Origin of the sequence: Streptomyces malaysiense (assembly GCF_000980885.2) — a bacterium.
Lineage (GTDB): Bacteria > Actinomycetota > Actinomycetes > Streptomycetales > Streptomycetaceae > Streptomyces > Streptomyces malaysiense.
In genome coordinates this window covers 1-16,865 of record NZ_LBDA02000143.1, presented here as the reverse complement: position 1 = coordinate 16,865, position 16,865 = coordinate 1, and the positions used below count along the sequence as shown (strand labels likewise).

The 16,865-nt window shown below is 71.0% G+C and carries 15 protein-coding genes and 5 pseudogenes; 10 read left to right on the top strand and 10 right to left on the bottom strand.

Features of this window, described 5'->3' with window-relative positions; genetic code table 11:
• Positions 1 to 221, bottom strand: a 221-nt coding sequence (locus VT52_RS38560; RefSeq protein WP_206306693.1) for a hypothetical protein, incomplete at its 3' end; no start/stop codon positions are given.
• Here VT52_RS38560 and VT52_RS38340 point away from each other — a divergent pair.
• Together VT52_RS38340 and VT52_RS39275 are read left to right on the top strand one after the other, a co-directional pair.
• A complete protein-coding gene (locus VT52_RS38340; protein ID WP_167377777.1) occupies positions 208 to 378 on the top strand; it encodes a hypothetical protein in 171 nt (56 codons plus the stop codon). The two genes, VT52_RS38560 and VT52_RS38340, sit on opposite strands and share 14 nt — an antisense overlap.
• Before the next feature lie 157 nt (positions 379 to 535).
• The gene (locus VT52_RS39275; RefSeq protein ID WP_240510012.1) at positions 536 to 922 is read left to right on the top strand and encodes a hypothetical protein; all 387 of its coding nucleotides are present in this window, start codon (positions 536 to 538) and stop codon (positions 920 to 922) included.
• Between the two features lie 22 nt (positions 923 to 944).
• Here the strand turns inward: VT52_RS39275 and VT52_RS34340 are convergent, their stop codons facing one another.
• From VT52_RS34340 to VT52_RS34315, 5 genes and pseudogenes are all read right to left on the bottom strand, one after another.
• Positions 945 to 2,147: an IS110 family RNA-guided transposase gene (locus VT52_RS34340; RefSeq protein WP_039648653.1), complete on the bottom strand. Its 1,203-nt coding sequence runs from the start codon at positions 2,145 to 2,147 to the stop codon at positions 945 to 947.
• 406 nt (positions 2,148 to 2,553) lie between these two features.
• A complete protein-coding gene (locus tag VT52_RS34335) occupies positions 2,554 to 3,876 on the bottom strand; it encodes a M48 family metalloprotease (protein WP_046429293.1) in 1,323 nt (440 codons plus the stop codon).
• 164 nt (positions 3,877 to 4,040) lie between these two features.
• Complete coding sequence (locus VT52_RS34330) at positions 4,041 to 4,361, bottom strand: hypothetical protein (protein WP_046429477.1); 321 nt, start codon at positions 4,359 to 4,361, stop codon at positions 4,041 to 4,043.
• 13 nt (positions 4,362 to 4,374) lie between these two features.
• Positions 4,375 to 5,048 (bottom strand): annotated as a pseudogene (locus VT52_RS36550) (IS256 family transposase); the annotation flags it as partial.
• Between the two features lie 160 nt (positions 5,049 to 5,208).
• Positions 5,209 to 5,493, bottom strand: coding sequence for an SMI1/KNR4 family protein (locus tag VT52_RS34315; protein ID WP_053055723.1), 285 nt, complete (start codon positions 5,491 to 5,493; stop codon positions 5,209 to 5,211).
• A 145-nt stretch (positions 5,494 to 5,638) separates the two neighbouring features.
• Here VT52_RS34315 and VT52_RS39615 point away from each other — a divergent pair.
• A pseudogene (locus tag VT52_RS39615) lies at positions 5,639 to 5,836 on the top strand (IS630 family transposase); the annotation flags it as partial.
• A 20-nt stretch (positions 5,837 to 5,856) separates the two neighbouring features.
• Here the strand turns inward: VT52_RS39615 and VT52_RS34310 are convergent.
• Together VT52_RS34310 and VT52_RS37430 are read right to left on the bottom strand one after the other, a co-directional pair.
• Positions 5,857 to 6,240 (bottom strand): hypothetical protein, encoded by a 384-nt coding sequence (locus VT52_RS34310; RefSeq protein ID WP_240510011.1) that lies wholly within the window; start codon positions 6,238 to 6,240, stop codon positions 5,857 to 5,859.
• Positions 6,241 to 6,845: 605 nt separating this feature from the next.
• Positions 6,846 to 7,346 (bottom strand): hypothetical protein, encoded by a 501-nt coding sequence (locus VT52_RS37430; protein ID WP_046429031.1) that lies wholly within the window; start codon positions 7,344 to 7,346, stop codon positions 6,846 to 6,848.
• A gap of 477 nt (positions 7,347 to 7,823) precedes the next feature.
• Here VT52_RS37430 and VT52_RS39270 point away from each other — a divergent pair.
• From VT52_RS39270 to VT52_RS34280, 6 genes and pseudogenes are all read left to right on the top strand, one after another.
• Positions 7,824 to 8,572: pseudogene (locus tag VT52_RS39270) on the top strand (nSTAND1 domain-containing NTPase); the annotation flags it as partial.
• A 119-nt stretch (positions 8,573 to 8,691) separates the two neighbouring features.
• Positions 8,692 to 10,335: a WD40 repeat domain-containing protein gene (locus VT52_RS34295; protein ID WP_053055580.1), complete on the top strand. Its 1,644-nt coding sequence runs from the start codon at positions 8,692 to 8,694 to the stop codon at positions 10,333 to 10,335.
• A gap of 810 nt (positions 10,336 to 11,145) precedes the next feature.
• Entirely contained in the window at positions 11,146 to 11,667 is a 522-nt protein-coding gene (locus tag VT52_RS34290) for a hypothetical protein (RefSeq protein ID WP_046423900.1), read from the top strand.
• Between the two features lie 184 nt (positions 11,668 to 11,851).
• The gene (locus VT52_RS34285; protein ID WP_167377776.1) at positions 11,852 to 14,434 is read left to right on the top strand and encodes a M48 family metalloprotease; all 2,583 of its coding nucleotides are present in this window, start codon (positions 11,852 to 11,854) and stop codon (positions 14,432 to 14,434) included.
• A gap of 162 nt (positions 14,435 to 14,596) precedes the next feature.
• Positions 14,597 to 14,860, top strand: a pseudogene (locus VT52_RS36515) (DUF4070 domain-containing protein); the annotation flags it as partial.
• Between the two features lie 132 nt (positions 14,861 to 14,992).
• A complete protein-coding gene (locus tag VT52_RS34280; protein WP_046423896.1) occupies positions 14,993 to 15,232 on the top strand; it encodes a hypothetical protein in 240 nt (79 codons plus the stop codon).
• A gap of 82 nt (positions 15,233 to 15,314) precedes the next feature.
• Here VT52_RS34280 and VT52_RS39855 read toward each other — a convergent pair.
• A pseudogene (locus tag VT52_RS39855) lies at positions 15,315 to 15,425 on the bottom strand (IS630 family transposase); the annotation flags it as partial.
• Between the two features lie 99 nt (positions 15,426 to 15,524).
• On the opposite strand from VT52_RS39855, the gene VT52_RS38335 reads away from it, so the two are divergent.
• Positions 15,525 to 15,689, top strand: coding sequence for a hypothetical protein (locus VT52_RS38335; RefSeq protein ID WP_167377774.1), 165 nt, complete (start codon positions 15,525 to 15,527; stop codon positions 15,687 to 15,689).
• Between the two features lie 297 nt (positions 15,690 to 15,986).
• On the opposite strand, the gene VT52_RS34275 is transcribed toward VT52_RS38335, so the two are convergent.
• A partial coding sequence (locus VT52_RS34275) for a GNAT family N-acetyltransferase (protein WP_071387755.1) occupies positions 15,987 to 16,865 on the bottom strand: 879 nt, incomplete at its 5' end.

Sequence of the window (16,865 nt, the reverse complement as noted above, 5' to 3'; positions counted from 1 at the left end):
GCGGCTTGTTCCGCCCCGTCCACGAGACCGTCCTGCCGCCGCCGCGCGCCCGGATCCTGGCTGATGCCTTCGGGTACTTCTGGCTGGGCCAACTCGACGCGCCCGTGTACATCGCCCTGCCCCAGGTCGACCAGATCCTCAGACAGCTCCTGCGCCCCCGGATCCCGATCGTGTCCGTGGCCAAGGGCCAGTCCGACCGTCGACCAGATGGGCGGACTCATCCGCAGCATGCCGGCCGCCGGGTATCCCCGGGACTGGAGCCGCGGCATGAACCTGCGCAACGACGTCTGCCAGGGCTTGGTCGACACCCCGCCCGAGCACCGCGTCGCGCTCATCCACGCCCACGGGCATCGAACCATCGCCCCGCCCACCCCCTGAACGTCCAGCCGAGCCGGACCCCAGGAGCGTGGGGAGGACACCGCCCTTGTCCGGTGACACCGGACCTGGATCGTTTGCCACCGAAATCGGACCGCCGAGCGTCGCGGGGGGGGTGCCCCTATGCAGTTCGTCAAGGTGGCGGGTTAGCTTGCTGGTGATGTCAGCTGGGGAAGGGAATGTGGTGGGGGCGTCGGGTGGAGGGCCGAAGCCGCGGGCCGTCGAGGAGTGGCGGGACGTCTATGACTTGCTGGATGCCGTTCGGCAGCGGCCGAACGCATGGGTGCGTAACGGCTCGTTGCAGGAACTGGCGGTGATGATGTTCGGGTATCACCTCGCGCTTCAGGTCCACGATGTTGATGAGGCGTTCGAGTTCCACCGTGGAAGTGGAGGGTTTGCCTCCTGGCTAAGCAGGACCCGTGGATGGTCGATGGCGACCGGGTGGGACGCTGCGGTCATGGAGAATTTTCCTGGCGAACCTCCGCTTGACGCCTTCTTCCGGCTCGTGGACGAGTACCGAGAGTTCGCAGGTCATCCAGGTTCGTGAAGTCTCTCGGCATGGTGTTTGTTCATGCTGATCGCGCGGGTTGGGGTTCGTAGAAGGTTCCGTCGCGGAGCATCGCGAACAGGACGTCGGCCCTGCGGCGGGCGAGACAGAGCAGGGCCTGGGTGTGGTGCTTGCCCTGGGCGATCTTCTTGTCGTAGTAGGTCCGCGATGCCGGGTCCCCCAGGGCCGCGAACGCGGAGAGGAAGAAAGCCCGTTTGAGCTGCTTGTTTCCTCTCCGGGAGGGCTGTTCGCCTCGGATTGACGACCCTGAACTTCGGGTCGCTGGGGCGAGTCCGGCGTAGGCGGCGAGGTGGCCGGCGGTCGGAAAAGTGCTTCCGTCGCCGACCTCGATCAGGATCCTGGCTCCGGTCCTGACGCCGATGCCCGGCATGGACGTCAGGACCTTCGAAAGAGGGTGAGCCTCCAGGAGTTCCTCGATCCGCCCGGCCAGCAGCTTGCGCTGGTCAAGCACGGCCGTCAGCGAGCCGGCCAGGCTTGGGACGATGAGCGCTGCCGCGGCAGTCCCCGGAACGGTGACGGTCTGCTCGTCCAGAGCGGTGAAGATGTCCTCGACCAGGCGCTCGGCCATCCGCGGGGCCTTCGGCCGCAGCAGCGTGACCAGGCGCCGACGCCCGGCCTTGCGTATCTGGTCCGGGGAGCCGAACCGTTCCAGCAGCGTGAGGATGGCCGGGTGTTGCAACCGCGGCCCCAGCACCCGCTCCAGCGACGGATGGATCTGGGTCAGCAGGCCGTGCAGCCGGTTCGCGACTCTGGTCGCTTCCCCTGCGAGGTCGTCGTCGAAGCCCACGATCATCTCCAGCTCGGCGATCGTCTCGTCCTCGCCGTCGATCGCCCGCAGCGTGTGCGGCATAGCGCGGGCCGCGTCTGCGATGATGAACGCGTCCTTCGCGTCCGTCTTCGCCTCACCTGGGTAGAGGTCGGCAATCCGCCGCATCGTCAGCCCCGGCAGATAGGCGACCGGGCAGCCCATGCCCCTCGCGACCGCCAGCGGCAGGGCGCCGATCGAGGCCGGCTGATCGACCACGACCAGCACCGTCCCGTGCTTGGCCTGCAGCTTCGCGAACAGCTCTCGGAGCTTGGGTTCGGTGTTGGGCAGGCGCTTGTCGAACGCCTTCTTCCCGGCCGGTGTGACGGCGGTGGCGTGGTGTTCGCCCTTGCCGACGTCCAGGCCGAGGAAGACGTCGATGTCGCCGGTGTCGATCACGTGCAGGCCCCTCCATCACGCTTTCGTCCGGCCTTGCCAGGGCACCGAGCTGCCACATCCACGTTACGGAGAGCTCTTCCGGCTCGGGTGAAGCCGGTGCTCAAGCCCCTCATCAGCGGTCCGTCGATGCCTCCGGACCCGGTGACACCACCCCCCGGATCATGAACAACAAGGGGGGGAAGTCATGCCGGACCCGAAGGCCGGTAGCCCCATTGCGGAGCCACGAAAAAGGTAACGGGGGGCGGTGGCGAGTGACACTGGAGACATGGTCCGCGTTCGCTTCTGCGCGTCCTGCGGGGCTCGGTTGCCCTCAGACGCTTCACCCCGGCGTCTCTATTGCGACGACGTCCGTCGAACCTCGGAGCCATGAGGGGGCAGCTGCGGGGCAGCGCTCTGGCCGGTCGCTTCACGAGGAAAGCTGCTCGGCGACGGCGGCGCGCAAGAAGGCGAGCTCCTCGTCGACGGCGGCCATTTCCGTTGCTGCGAGGACGATCGCGGGCTCGGTGGGTGGCAGCTGACGAACGAAGGCCAGCCGCAGGTGCGTGGGCGGGTGGGTGGTGTCCACGGCAGAATCGTCGAGCTCGGAGACGAGGAGGCGGCGGGTGCGCTCGCTGTCGGGGATGGAATCGACGTACGCGCGCAGGTCTGTCCAGAGATCGGCCGACGATGCCTGCCCGACCGCTGCACCACGACCGGTTCCGGTGGCCAGCCGGCGCTTTTGACGGACGAGCGACACGGCGTTGGCCACGGTGAGCGCGCGAAGGAGATCAGCGGTGGCCTCCCGGCCGGCGAGGCGAGCAGCCATCTCGTCGGCCAGGTACTCGGCACGCCGACCGGACATCGCGGTGAGCCGCGAAAGCAGCCAGTGTGCCAGCAGGGTGAGTTCCGCGAACACGCCCAGAAGGACAGCCGTGATCATTTCGGCTCCGTGGGCGGCGCCGCCCCCACGGTTCCGGTGCGCGTACAGGTGCCGCCTGCGGGTGCTACCGGGACGGAAGAGGTGGTACCACTCCTCCAGGCTGCGCAGCGCCGTGCCGACCCACATGCTTCTGCGGACGTCGCCATTGGCGCCGTGGCCCAGTTCGTGTCCGATCAGTGCGAGACGCTGCACGGGGCTGAGCGTCTCCCAAAGCGGTAGCCCCAACGTCAGTACCGGGCGGCGGCGCAAGCCGATTCGGCGGTACGAAGCGTTGTACCGGCCGTCCACCACGATCATGCTGGGCGGGTCCGTCCCCAGTTCCGCGGCAACACGCGTGCTGAGCGCATAGAGGGAAGGGGCGTCGTCGCGGTTCACGACGCGCATACGCCGCCGTGCCTTACGGCTGGGACCAAAACGTGGCCGGAGAAGGTAGGCGAGCGCGAGCAGAAACCCGCCGAGCAGGCGCAGCGGCCAGGTCGGCACCGTGAGCAGGGCTATACCGACCCCTATCAGGGCCACCGTCACCAAGTGGACGACGCCGGACAGTGCGAAGGCAGCGATCCAGCTCCCGTCAAGGGAGCGAAGCTCTGCGCCCCCTTGGGTGATCCGGCGGTAGAGCCGCTCCTCAGCAGCGCGGTTGAGTTTGCGCTGGAAGCGGTCGCCTCGTTTCCTGGCTTTCGTGGCAGCGGGATACGCGTTCCATTTGCAGGTCTGACACCACTGCGTGAAGCGGGGGTCGCTGGTCAGGGCGGAGCCGCAGGCAGGGCAGGGCTCGGCGGTAGTGGTCTCGTCGGAGAGAGCGGTGGTCACGGGTACGCATCTTGTCCCATCCGGACCCAGGTGTGAAAGGGAGGGCAAGGATCACTGTGCAGTGACAGGCAGCCGTCCTTGTCAGCCGGATGACCAGGCGTGACGGGGCAGCCGGCGGCATGCGGGGCAACAGTCAGGACTTGTGGATCGGGAGTTGCTCAGCTTCACGTTGATCGGAGCCTGGTGAGTCCTCCGACCGCCGAGAGCTCGTCGTCGAGAGGCTCGGCGGCGGCCGGCGAGGTGATGAGCAGGAGTACCGACACGTCGGGGTGCTCGTCGTCGTAGGGATCCTCTTCCCCGTCGTCGCCGGGAATGGCGTTCGGCTGGACCCGGAGGCGGGTCGTGTCGGCGCGGGTGGCCAGGAAGTAGACGCCGAGGTAGTCGCTTTCGCGTTCGGTGAAGGTCACGTCGAGTCGGTCGGCGAGCAGGCCGGCCAACTCCTTGGCCGTGTAGGAGTTCGTGCCGTAGGTGCCGGAGTCGGTCATCTGGGCATTCTCCTCAGGCCGCGTGGCTTTCGGTGCGTTCGACCAGCAGGCCGCTTCTCGAACCGGGCCCCGCCCGGACGAGTGGGACCAGGTGGGCTCCGGTGATCGCCCGCCGGCGGGCCTGGGCGGATTCGACGAGCTTGAACACCATGGCCAGGGCTACGGCCGGGCTGCCGGCGCCTCGGGCGACCTTGGTCCGGAGCTTGACGGTGGAGAAGGTCGACTCGATGGGTTTCGTGGTCCGCAGGTGGACCCAGTGCTCGGCCGGGAAGTCGTAGAACGCGAGCAGCCCGGCCCGGTCGTCGGTGATCTTCGCGACGGCCTTGGGCCACTGCGTGCCGCAAGTGCGGGAGAGCGCCTCGATCGCCTTCTCGGCGGGGCCCTGCCCTCTGCGTTGTAGATCTCCTGAATTGCCTTCGTCGCGCCCGGCTGTGCGGACTTCGGAAGGCAGTTCGTCGCGTTACGGGCTTCATGGACCCAGCAGCGCTGGTGCCGAGCGGTCGGGAACACCTCGATCAGGGCTTTCCACAGGCCCATCGCACCGTCGCCGATGACGAGTTCGGGGTCGCGCATGCTGCGGCGGCGGCAGTCGCGCAGCAGGTCGGCCCACGACTCGGTGGCTTCCCGCAGTCCCTCGGCCAGCGCGAGCAGCTCCTTGGTGCCGTCCCGGCGGACGCCGAGGAGGAGCTTGGTCTCCGGACGGCGGATCGGGTATGGCTCGACCCCGATCACCGTGTCGGTGAGTGGTTGTTTCTCTTCCGATCGTGTGGCCGCCCAGGTCGAACGGAGCGGTGGGTCGGGGACGGATGCCGGAGTGGGCCGGACATCGGGGCCGCCGACCTGTGAGCTACTGCGGGCCAGGACCGTCGACCCAGGATCCCAGGGCTTCCCTCCCGCTTCGCTCGAGCCATCCGAGATACCAAGTGTGGAAGTTGTGGCGGTTTCCGTGTACATCGACGAAGGGTCCGGGTCCGCCCGCGCCGACCTCCGCCAAGAAGGTGCGGTACTCCTTGGGGAGTTCGACTCCGTATCGGGCCTCGACCTCAGCGATCTCCGCGGCAGTCAGGACCGGCTCGAAGACGGGGTGCTGAGGAGACCCCCAGCCGCGTGTCCGACACCGGGCCTCGACCATCGCGATTACACGTTCCCGGACTCCCGACCAGCCTGTCCGTGGGTCCACGGCTCCTCCTGTCAACGGCGAGCACGGACGTTGATCCATGCCACCGACAACGGAGGTTCGCCCTTGGTGTCGCCGGAGTGGGTAACGGCGAAGGGGCAGCCACACCCCGACCGACTCCTCATGGCTGGACCGGATCGAGGCCCGGTTCACCGCCCTGCGCTACTTCACCCTCGACGGCACCGACCACCCCGGCCACAAGGCCCGGGGCAGCATGATCCACCGCTACATCATCTGGCGAAACAAGCACGCCACCGACAAGCGCCTCACTGCCATCGTGAGCAGGGCGAACGCCGCCTGGCCACACCCGTGGACGCCTCACCACAGATGCAGGAAGCTCCGGACGTCGTCATATCCGTCGAGAGCCCGACCGTCCACGTCCGAGGGGTCCGCCTCAGCACGGGCCGCAAGCGACTGCGCCAACGCAAGAGCCCCATCGCCCAGACGTCCGAAACGCCGAGCGGCGTGTCCCAGGCACAGGCCCGCCAGCCCCAGCAGAGAGCTTCCCGGAACGGCCCGCGTCCCGACCTCCAGACACCAGTGCTCGACGAACACCTGATCGTCGTCGTTCAACGCGGTCCCGACCAGGACGCTTGCTGCCTCGCCCTCCGCCGAACGGTCGCGCAGGGCCCGCTCCAACACCTCCGCCACCGCCTCGTGAGACAGCGCGGACGGGTTCTCGAAGCTCAGATGCGAGTGCATCCCTCGAGACTACGTGCCGCGAGCCACGCTCGACCGTGAACGGGGCGAACGCTGCCTGATGCGGCACTAGTTGCTGCCGGCGGGTGTCCTTTTCCGGAGCGGCGTACGGCGCGTGCTCTTGGCATTGCGGTGCGGTCCAGGCCGAACCAGTCAGGCATCTCCCGTACGAACGTGGCCACGCCCGACCAGGCCGGCGGGCCCTCCAGGTCCTGGGCAAGTGCCTCGACGTCAACGGCGCCGGCACCGCCGACGGCACCACCGTCGACCTCTACGACTGCAACGGTACCGGTGCGCAGGTCTGCAGCCGCAGTCCAACGGGTGCCTGACGACGGCCGGCCAACTCCAGATCTGGGACCGCAACGGCATGAGCGCCCAGCAGTGGAACCTGCCCTGACCCGGGGCGGACACCGCGGGGCGGCCCGATCGGGCCGCCCCGCCGCCCCGCCGCCCCGCGCGAAGGCGAACAGCCCAGGGCCGGGCATCCTCCGGCCCGGGCGTTCGGGCGTCACCCCCACGGGAGCCGGAGCCGGCACCCGAAGTCCGGAACCGGAGCCCGGCAGGGCGGGGCCGCCCGCCGGTGGCGGCCCCGCCCGTCCCGCCGGCGGTCAGTACAGGTGGATGTAGCCGTGGCAGGAGTCGAAGACCGTGTGGATCGTGACCTTCACGTACGGGTGCCGACGCTTGGCGATGGCCACGTCCTTGGTCTGCGAGTCGTAGACCCGCGGGAAGCTGCGCGCCTCCATGCTGAGCTTCTGGATCGTGGTCCTGCCGCCGTCCGCGCGCCAGATCGCAGAGGCCGTCATGAACTTCAGGCCCTCCTTGTCGCGCAGGTACGTCTCGCGCAGCATCGTGCGGTTGTTGTCGTAGTCGCGGTACCACACCTTGACCTGGCCGCCGCCGCAGCTGAAGTACTTGTAGTGGTCGACAGCCCTGACGGCCGCGGTGGCGGGGGTGCGGGCCGCGTCGGGCCGCACGGACGAGTGGGGCGCGGCGGCGCCGGAGTGGTGCGCGGGCGCTTCGACGGCCTGCGCGGCCGTTCCGGAGACGACCGCGGCACCGCACACGGCGGCGGCCAGGGCGAGCGCGGCGCGCTTGGTGGTCTTCATGGCGAGTGTTCCCCTTCTTCGTGTCTTCGTGTCTTCGTGCCGGAGGTCGGGCGCGGCCCCCGAGGCGGGGTGCCGGCGCCTCGCAATCGAGTCCACCGCGGCCGGAATTGAATGGCAGGCCCCTTTGACCAGGCGGATCAATGGGCGGGTGGCGGGAACCGGCGAGGCGGTCCACGTCGTCGCTAACCGGCGGAGGTCGGCGGAGGCCGTACAGGTGGGCGGCGGAGGCCGTACAGGTGGGCGGCGGAGGCCGTTTGGGTGGGCGGCGGACCATCCGGCCGCGTCGTGCGGCGGCGCGCGGCCCGACCGGCGGGGCGCTGCCGCACGGCGCGGCGCGGCGCAGGGAGTGAAGGGGAGGTGGGGGCGGTGGCGGGACGACCCGAGCGACCGCTGGACCCGGGTGAGGGGCCGTTACAGCGCCTGGCGTACGAACTGCGCAAGCTGCGCGGGGAGGCGGGCAATCCGACCTACCGGCGGATGGCCGCCCTCACCGGAGCCGGGGCCAGCACCCTGTCACAGGCGGCGGCCGGCGAGCGCCTGCCCACGCTCCCCACCGTGCTGGCCTACGTGCGGGCCTGCGACGGCGACGTGGCCGAGTGGGAGCGGCGGTGGCGGCTGACTGCCCGCGAGATCGCGGCGGAGCCCCGCGCCGACCAGGACGGCGCCGAACCGCCCTACCGGGGGATGCGCCGGTTCGAACCCGGCGATGCGGACCTGTTCTTCGGCCGGACCGCGCTCACCGCGCAACTGGCGGCGACGGTGGGCCGCCAGCGCCTGGTGGCGGTGGTCGGCGCGTCGGGGAGCGGCAAGTCGTCGCTGCTGCGCGCCGGGCTCGTCCCCGCCCTGCGCGCGCCGGACGTTCCCGGCGGGCGTCCGGCGGCCGTCCGCATCCTCACACCGGGCCCCCGCCCCACCTCGCACGCCCGCGCCTTCGAACCGGCGGCCGGCGAGGGGACACCGTCGTCCTGGTCGACCAGTTCGAGGAACTGTTCACCCTGGGCGCGGACGCCGGCGAGCGCGGCGCGTTCCTCGGCCTCCTGCTGGCGGCGTGCGCGCCGGGCAGCCGGCTGCGGGTGGTGATCGCCTTGCGGGCGGACTTCTTCGGCCGCTGCGCCGAGCACGCGGGACTGGCCCACGCCCTGCGCGAGGCCACCGTGCTGGTCGGCCCGATGTCGCCCGCGGAACTGCGCGAGGCTGTCGTCGGGCCCGCCGCCGCCGCGGGGCTCGTCGTCGAACGCGAGCTGACCGCCGAGGTTGTCGGCGAGGCCGCGGACCAGCCCGGCAGCGGACCTGGCACACGGGCGACACGCGCACGGGAAGCGGCCTCGACCGGCACGAGGAGAGCGTGGCGCCGGTCGCGTTCACCGACGGCGGGCACACCCTGGCCACCGGCCAGGCCGACGGCACGGTCCTGCTGCGGGACACCGCGACCGGCCGCACCCGCTCCTCGTTCACCGCCCTGCGTGGCGGACCGGCGGGCTCGGCGGGCGGTCCGGTGGCCTCCGGCGGCGTGCAGCTCGTGTTCAGCGCCGACGGCCGCACCGCGGCCGCCCTCGACCAGCAGGCCGGCACGCTACGGCTGTGGGACGTCCCCGGACGCCGCCTGCTCGGCGTGTCCGGGGGGTACGGCGACGGCGCCGCGGCGGTGGCGCTGAGCGGGGACGGACGGCTGCTGGCGGTGGGGGACACGGCCGGGACCGTACGGTTGCGGGACACGGCCACCGGACACCCGCACGCCGCCGCGGCCGTCACCCCGGCGCCCGACCCGGGCGCGGCCGTCAGCGCGGTGGCGATCAGCGCTGACCGACGGACCCTGGCCGTCGCGCGCGACGACCGTACCGTCCGCGTGGTGGACACCGCGAGCGGCCGGCGCACCGTCCTGCCCGGACGCACGGACCTGGTCGTGTCGGCCGCGTTCAGCCCGGACGGGCGCACCCTGGCCACCGGCGCCGAGAACGGCACCGTGCGCCTGTGGGACGTGGCCCCGCCCCGGCCCCGGCTCACGCTGGGCGACCCCGACTCCACCTGCGCGCCGGTGTTCAGCCCGGACGGGCGGCTCCTGGCCACCGGCGGCGCGGACGGCACCGTACGGCTGTGGGACACCGCCACCGGCCGGCTGCGCGCCACCCCGGCCCGCCTCGGACACGCCGTGACGGCCCTGGCGTTCGTCCGCGGCGGGCACACGCTGGCCATAGGCGGCGAGGAGGACGACGTACGCCTGTGGGACGTCGCGGCCGGACGGCCGAGCGCCGCCTATACCGCGCCGGCCGGTTGGGCAGTGGCCTTCAGTCCGGACGGCCGGCTGCTGGCCACGGCGGACGAGCCGACGCACGACACGAACACCACGCAGCCGCTGCGGCTGTGGGACACCCGCGGCGGCTTCACAAGGATCGCCGAACACCACGTCGTTCTGGACAGCCCCGTGGTGTTCAGCGCCGACGGCCGCACGCTGGCCGCCGCCACCTCCAAGAACACCGAGCAGTTGTGGGACACCGCCACCGGACGGACGCGCGCCACGCTCACCGTTCCCCCCGGCACGAGCCCGGTGGTCTTCGGCCCGGACGGGCGCACCCTGGCCACCGGCGGCGAGGACGGCACCGTGCGCCTGTGGGACACCGCCACCGGACGGCAGCGCAGCACGTTGACGCACACGAGCAGCGTCGTGTCCGTCTCCTTCGGCCCGGACGGGCGCCTGCCGGCCGCCGGGGGCACGGACGGCACCGTGCGGCTGTGGGACCTGGCCACCGGCCAGGCTCAGCGGACGCTGGCCACGCCCCGCTCCTCGCCGCAGGTCTTCCTCAGCCCCGACGGGCGCACCCTGGCCACCGACAGCGAGGACGACGGGACCGTACGGCTGTGGCCCGTCACCCCCGGCGATCCGGACGCGGCCGTCACCAGGATCTGCCACGCCCTGCACCGCGGACTGACCGCGCACGAATGGGCCCAGTACCTCCCGGGCCGGCCCGCCCGCCGCGGCTGCGCCTCGTGACCCGCCGCCGGTCCGCCCGCACGCGGGGAAGCGGCCTACGGGGGGACAACCTGCCCCGTAACCTCCGGCGACCGCCCACGCGCGCTCGACGGTCCCCCAGCACGGCGCCAAGGCAGCTCCTCCGGCCGCCGGTCGACGGCCGGGGTGCCTCCCCGACCGCGTCGACCGCTTTCTCGCCCAGTTCCTGGCCGGGCAGGTGACCCAGCGGCCTGAGTGCGTCGGTGACCAGAACGTCGACGAGGGCGGCGCGGGCCTGTTCGTCGTTCCAGGCGATACGGGGCTTGCCGGTTCTTTCAGCCGAACCGAGCGGGAAAGGCGGCGGAAGCAGGCCAGCAGCGACGCATCACGGCCACCCCGGAGGTGAGGATCGCGCTCGCCTTCCGCCACACACGCAGCCGCGCGAGCGGCCGAGCCGTCTGCTTGGGCGGGCGGGTCTTAGCTCAGCGCAGGTGGTGCCGCGAGCGTGGTGCAGGGCCTCGATCATCCAGTGGTCGCGGACGAGTCGGGAGATCCGGGCCGCAGTGGCCTGCTCGGTGGTCAGGCTGGTGACGGCGTAGCCCTCCTTGACTGTGGCCCTGATTGCGGTCGATGCGCCGTGCCGCGGCGGTCCGCCCGCTCTCTTGTGCGAGGGGCGGCCCCGCCATCGGCCGGCCACCGCACGCAGGGGAGGTGCCCGCCCCGGGGCCTGACCGTTTCGACTCCCTCCGAACCTTCTCAATGCTCGTCGCATGTCGGAATGCTCGTCGCATGTCTGAGCTTGGTGGTTCAATCTCAGCTTCGGGGGGGATCAGACCAGAAGGGGGGAGCATCGTGCGCGAGGAAGAGGCTCGGCGGGAGTTCGTTTCACAGGTCGCGCGACGCGCCGTGGGTGCGGTGGCGCCGGAGGAGTCGGTGTTCTTCGAGCCGCTGGCAGCGCGGTTCGTCAGTCGCGGCGAGTTACCGCGCGAGCGCCGGTATGCGGACGGGATCATTTCGTCGGGGTGGGACGCCGCGGTCGCGTTGATCAGCCCGGTGGCGCTGGCGCTGGCGAAAGCGCTGTACGACAAGCTGCTGGAGAACGTGAGCGAGGAGATCCTCAAGCGGAGCAGACGTGGACTGCCGCAGATCTGGAACAGGCTTCGCCGTGCTGACCGCACCGCGGACGGCCCGCCCGGGGACCGGGAGGCGGTGGCGGGCTCCGCCGAGGTGCGGGACCAACTCGTGCTGCGGGCCACTGAACTCGGACTTCCGGAAGAGCGGGCGCGGCAACTGGTGGACGAGCTGCTCGCGGCGGCCGAGGACATGCTCGCGGTGCCGGGCACACCGGCGGGCGACAGCACGGAAGCGTCCTGACATGGCGCGCCCGGCCGAGGGACCGTTCAGTGCGCCAGCCGGTACGACCTTGCGGTTCGGGTCGCTCATCGTGCTGGTGGTCGGTGTCACGGGGACGTGGTGGGGGACGCTCATCTCCGCCTGGCGGCCGACGGACGGCCTACCCGAAGCGCAATGCGCTGTGCGCAGCGGCTACTACCCGCCGATGGGAATCTGGCTCTCGCCGCAGGACCAGCTCAAACGACAGCACTTCCAACAGTGTCTGGGGCAGCTGGGGCTCACCAACCTCCTGTGGATCGCCGTCGTCCTGGGCGTGCTGGCCACCCTGGCGCTGCTGCTGTTCGCGTGCCTGCCCTGGTGGCGCAGGCACCGTGCACGGCTGGTGCCGGTCGAGGAACTGCCGTCGCCCGACGCCGCCGCGCTACGAGAAAAGCTGCAGGAACTGGTGACCGTGGCGGGCCTGGGCCGCGCGCCGCGGTTCCTCCTCGACCCGGTCGACGCGCGCCCTTGTGGGCAGGCGTTCGGCGGATTCGGCCGACCGCAAGTGTCACTGAGCGCCGGACTGGTGGCGCAGCGGCGACGGAACCCGGAGAAGTTCAGGGCCGTGATCGCCCATGAGCTGGCCCACATCCGCAACGGGGACGTGACCGTCACCTATCTGACGCTCGCGGTCTGGCGGGCGTTCGTCCTGGTTAGCGTCCTGCCGGTGCTGGCGACGCTGGCAGATCCGGTTCTCCAGACGACGCAGCCGCTGCGCAACCCGCTGCGCGCCGGGGTGGGGCTGCTGCTGACCCAGCTGATCGAACTGGGCTGGTTCTTCGTCGTCCTGATCGCGCTGGTGTACGTCACACGCGTCTCGGTGCTCCGTGCGCGGGAGGGTTACGCCGACGCCCGTGCCGCGCTGTGGACCGCCCCGGCGGTACTGCGTGAGGTCTTCATGGCATCGGCCGAGCGGGACGGCACCCGCTGGTGGCACACCCACCCGCGGCTGGTGACCCGCGCGCGGCTGCTGGACGAACCCCGACGCCTGCTGCGGCCCGGTTTCTGGGAAACCTTCATGGCCGCGTTCGCGGTGCAGATCGCCGGCGACTACGCGTATCAGGCGGTGGCGTCGCTGGACGCCGCGTCCGGCTCGTTCGCCTACCAGGCGAGCCACGACGCCGCCACGCTGCTGACGGCCGTGGTGGTGGTCGTGGCCGGTCAGCGGGGTGCGGCGTACGTCCGGTCCGGTGCGGGTGGTCGCGGTGTGTACACCCGTGCGGGCCTCGGCCTCGGCCTCGGCCTGGGCTCGGCCTACGGCCTGACCATCCTGCGCCAGGCCTTGCTGTTCCGGCACGCGTCCGCCCAGGACGGAGTGTTCGCTGCGGCCGGATACCGGCATGACCTGGTCCTGGCCGTCCTGGTGCTGGCAGCCACGCTGCTGCTGTGCCATTGGGCCGGGCACTGCTGGCAGTTACTCGGCACCACGGGCCGACGGCGTCGCCTGTTCGTCGCCGGCGGCCTGCTACTGGCCACTACAGCGTGCCTGCGCTGGTGGAACACTCTCAACTACGGCCTTCCGCCGCTCGGACGGACCCTGCGGGCGGACGCCTCTGTGTGGCTGGGCTACGTGTCGCAAGCCCACGGGAACGGGCTGGACCAAGCGGTGGTCGGGGCCGTACTGGCGCCTTTCGTCCTGCTGTGGCTCGCCGGGCCGGTGACCGTCTACGCCGCCCCGCTGCTGTGGCTCCTCCCTCTGCTCCTGGGGGCTGCCCGACGCGAGATCGTGCGTTCGGCAGGCCTCGCCGGGGTCGTCACGGCGCTGGTGTGGCTGGTGATCGACATCGGCCTGCGGGCATGGGCGCACCTGACGGTGCCCGCGGCGGTCCGGGCGGGGGACGGATACGCGGTGGTGTTCCTCTGCTGGGAGATCGCCACCATCCTCGCCGTCCAGGCGGGCGCCGCCGTCCTGCTCGGCGTCCGGCGCTTCCGGCTGATGCCGGCCCTGTTCGCCACCACGCTCGCCGGTCTGCTGTGCTGCCTCGTACTGTGGGGCGCCCACCGGGCCGGCTCCTGCCTGTCGGCGCTTGCCCTCGCGGCAGGCGGCTGCCCCGGCCCCGGTGACGTCTCCGTCGCCTTCGGCGCCCTGCGAGACGTCGGCGTTCTCGGCTCCGCGCTCACCGTCGGCGGCGTCCTCCTCGGCCGCGGGCTGCGCGGCGGGCCCCGGCCGCGTCCCGCGGCGGCCGGGCTGCCGGGTCCGGCGACGCGGCTGGGACTGTTGGCCGTGGCCGGGGTGTTCGTCGCGCTGGCCGTGTGGCCGGCGCCGCGGCACACCCGCATCGAGAGCATCGGCGCACCGGACTACGTGCCCCCGCCCGCCCGCCACACCGTGGACATCCAGAAGGAAAGCTTCGCGATCTGGATGAGCGGCGGCGGGCACGAGCAGTGGGCAGCCTCGTTCAACGCTCTTGGCCGCTACTTCCAGCAGGTGAAGCCGTGGGCGGAGGCGCAGAAGCCCGACTGGGTCGCGACCACCCGGGACCCACACACCCAGGAGGCCTGCCGGAACCTGGTCGCCGCGGTCGGAGAGGCCGGCTCGTTCCAGGTACCGCCATGGCCCAAAGCCGCCGCGGACTGGAGCGCCTATCTGCGGCAGATGGCGAACTCGGCCGGCAGATGCACGGCGGCTGCCACGGCACCTGACGCCCGGACCGCGCATGCCGACCTGCTTGCCGCTCTGGTGATACCCAAGAAGCAGATCAACGCCCTGAACGCGGACACCGCGGCGGCCCTCGGCACACTTCCCTGACGAGCTCGTGCACGGTGGGCAAGCGCGCAATGGCTTGGAGTGCAACCCTGGCGGGCCGTCACGCAACAGGAGACGTCGTACGTCGGCGCGCCCACCAGGTCCGTCACACGTATCCGGATCGGCTGCCGGTAGCAGGCTCCCCCCTACCCTCGCAGCCCGCGGGCGCTGCAGCGCGGCGTGCGGATCGTCGGCCGGGTGCTGTGGCAGTGCGGCGTGCGCGCCGATTACCGGCGTGAGTTCTGGCAGCCGGCGTCCGTCGCGCTGCGGACCGGTGACGTCGAAGGACTGATCAGTGCGGCGGTGGTCGGCCACCACCTGATCACTTTCGCGCGCGAAGCAATGGCAGGACGAGCCGAACGCGTTTTCTACGCCTCGCCACGCACCCTCACCGGTGCTCAAGGCCCGGGTAACGCTGCTGAGTCGTGAACGGATGGAACAGCCGACAACTCGGCGCAAGGCGCCCCAACGGAGTCCTCTGTCTCCACCAACTCTCGGCGGGACACCGCCGACAGCGCGCTGTGACCGCTATGGTTCGCCGGGTTGAGAGGGAGGACCGGGGTGTTCGTCGAGATCGTCTTCGTAGGGCTGCCGATCGATCGTGACGAGGTCGAGGAGGCGTTGGAGGCGGCGTTCGAGCTCGACGGCGAGGTCACCGGCGCGGGCAGTGGCATGGGGCGTTGCCACCTCGACCTTGAAATCGCGGAGGGTTCGGACACGGCTGCGGCCCTGGAACGGCTCCGGGTGGTGCTCTCCGAACTGGGGGTCGCGGACTGTACGACGTTGAACGTGAGCAAGTGATCAAGCCGCCCTGTGCGCTCGTCCGCCCCAGCGGATGCCCTTCTCGCCGCGGACCCGGCCGCGTTCGCGGCGCTCTGCCGTCCCAGCACCGGATGGTGTCGCCCTTGTGGGCGGACAGGTCGTCCATGATGACGTAGATCGGGGCGTCGTCCGGGCGGGCCGCCCAGATCGACCTGAGGGCGGCCAGGGCATGTTTCGGAAGTACTGGTCACGGCCACTCCGTCGCCGGGCCCTTGCGCGGTTTTCGGGCGCCGGTGGTCTCCCCCTGACACACCGGGGAGGGGAGGCGGTCATGTCGCAGGCCGATATCGAGCGGGTGCCGCAGGTACCGGCCATCAGCTGCCTGATGGCCTCGCCGGTGATCAAGGTGGGCAACCCGATCCGCAGCGTGTTCGCGGAGTTCCGCCGGATTTGTCAGGCAGGGCACATCGAGGTTGACGCCGACCCGGACGGTTGAAGGTTGCGGCGGCGGGTGGCCTGGAGCCGCACCGTCGTACCCAGTGAGAGTGCGGTGCTGCTGGACGGCCCGTTTTTCGAGTGGCGTCTTCGGCTCGCCGCAGCCACCTCACCACCGTCGTGGTGGAGGTGGCACTCTGCTGGAGGCGAGGAGGAGCCGAGCTTCTACTTCGCCGAGGAGGGTTTCGCGGAGCTGCTCGCGGTGATCATTCGCGAGATCGCGCCCTCTAGAGGCCGTGTATCGAAAGCACGGACAGGCCGGGCTGGTGATGGCCCGGTCCGGCCCGTCCGTTCTCTGCTAGAGGTCGAGCTGATGCTGGTGTGTCGTGTGCGTGGGTGCGTAGCCGAGACCGTCGTTGATCTGTCTCATGTGTGTGTTGCTGTCGGCGGTGTCGGTCAGGAGGCCACCGAGGTCCGGATAGTCCCTACGGGCCTGTCGGATCGACTCGGCCTTCATCCACCGGCCGAGGCCGTGTCCACGGTGCTCGGGCAGCACACCGGTGCCGTAGTGCTGGCCGTCACCTGCGCCGTTGCCGGGGATGACGAGTTCGGTGAACCCGGCGACCGAGCCGTTGAAGGTGTCGATGGCGACGACGGTGTGCAGGTGGTCGCCACGCTGTTCGACAGCCTTCGCCGCGGCCCGCACGCGGTCCACGTCCCAGGCCACGATGCCGTAGTCGGAGTCGTCCATGGGCATGTCGTCCATGGCGCGGCGTGAGGCGGCGAACGTCTGGGCGAGGTCGTCGGGGACGGTTCCCTGCCATGACATCAGCCGGTAGCCGGAATGCGGACGCTCGATGATCTCGGTGAGGGCGGCGGTGTCCACGTCGGCCAGCGGCAAGCGGGTGTACCTCAGGGCAAGGACCTTCCGGAAACCGCGTGCTGCCAGGAAGTGGTCGCCGGGCGATCCGGCTTCTGCCTGCGCGACGACGCGGCGTCGGGCGTTGTCCCGGGCGGTGGCCACGGCGCAGTCGAGGAGCCGGGAGCCGACGCCCTTGCGGCGTTCCGCGGGATGAACACGGAGGTCGAGCTCGGCCAGGTGCTCTTGTCCGCCATCGAACAGGCGCAGAAAGACCGTCCCGGCAGGGATGGAATCCGCGTCCGACGCCAGCCAGGCAAGACGCCGGCCGTGCGGCCCGTGAGCGAGGTCGGTTGAGGTTCCCCCGGCGTGCGGGAA

What these genes read in the sequence shown, in the direction of transcription:
- VT52_RS38340 (WP_167377777.1), top strand. Translation starts at nt 208, where the DNA reads ATGGGCGGACTCATCCGCAGCATGCCGGCCGCCGGGTATCCCCGGGAC.
- VT52_RS39275 (WP_240510012.1), top strand. Translation starts at nt 536, where the DNA reads ATGTCAGCTGGGGAAGGGAATGTGGTGGGGGCGTCGGGTGGAGGGCCG.
- VT52_RS34330 (WP_046429477.1), bottom strand. Translation starts at nt 4,361, where the DNA reads ATGACCGACTCCGGCACCTACGGCACGAACTCCTACACGGCCAAGGAG.
- VT52_RS34315 (WP_053055723.1), bottom strand. Translation starts at nt 5,493, where the DNA reads ATGGTCGAGGCCCGGTGTCGGACACGCGGCTGGGGGTCTCCTCAGCAC.
- VT52_RS34310 (WP_240510011.1), bottom strand. Translation starts at nt 6,240, where the DNA reads ATGCACTCGCATCTGAGCTTCGAGAACCCGTCCGCGCTGTCTCACGAG.
- VT52_RS37430 (WP_046429031.1), bottom strand. Translation starts at nt 7,346, where the DNA reads ATGAAGACCACCAAGCGCGCCGCGCTCGCCCTGGCCGCCGCCGTGTGC.
- VT52_RS34285 (WP_167377776.1), top strand. Translation starts at nt 11,852, where the DNA reads ATGGGAATCTGGCTCTCGCCGCAGGACCAGCTCAAACGACAGCACTTC.
- VT52_RS38335 (WP_167377774.1), top strand. Translation starts at nt 15,525, where the DNA reads ATGTCGCAGGCCGATATCGAGCGGGTGCCGCAGGTACCGGCCATCAGC.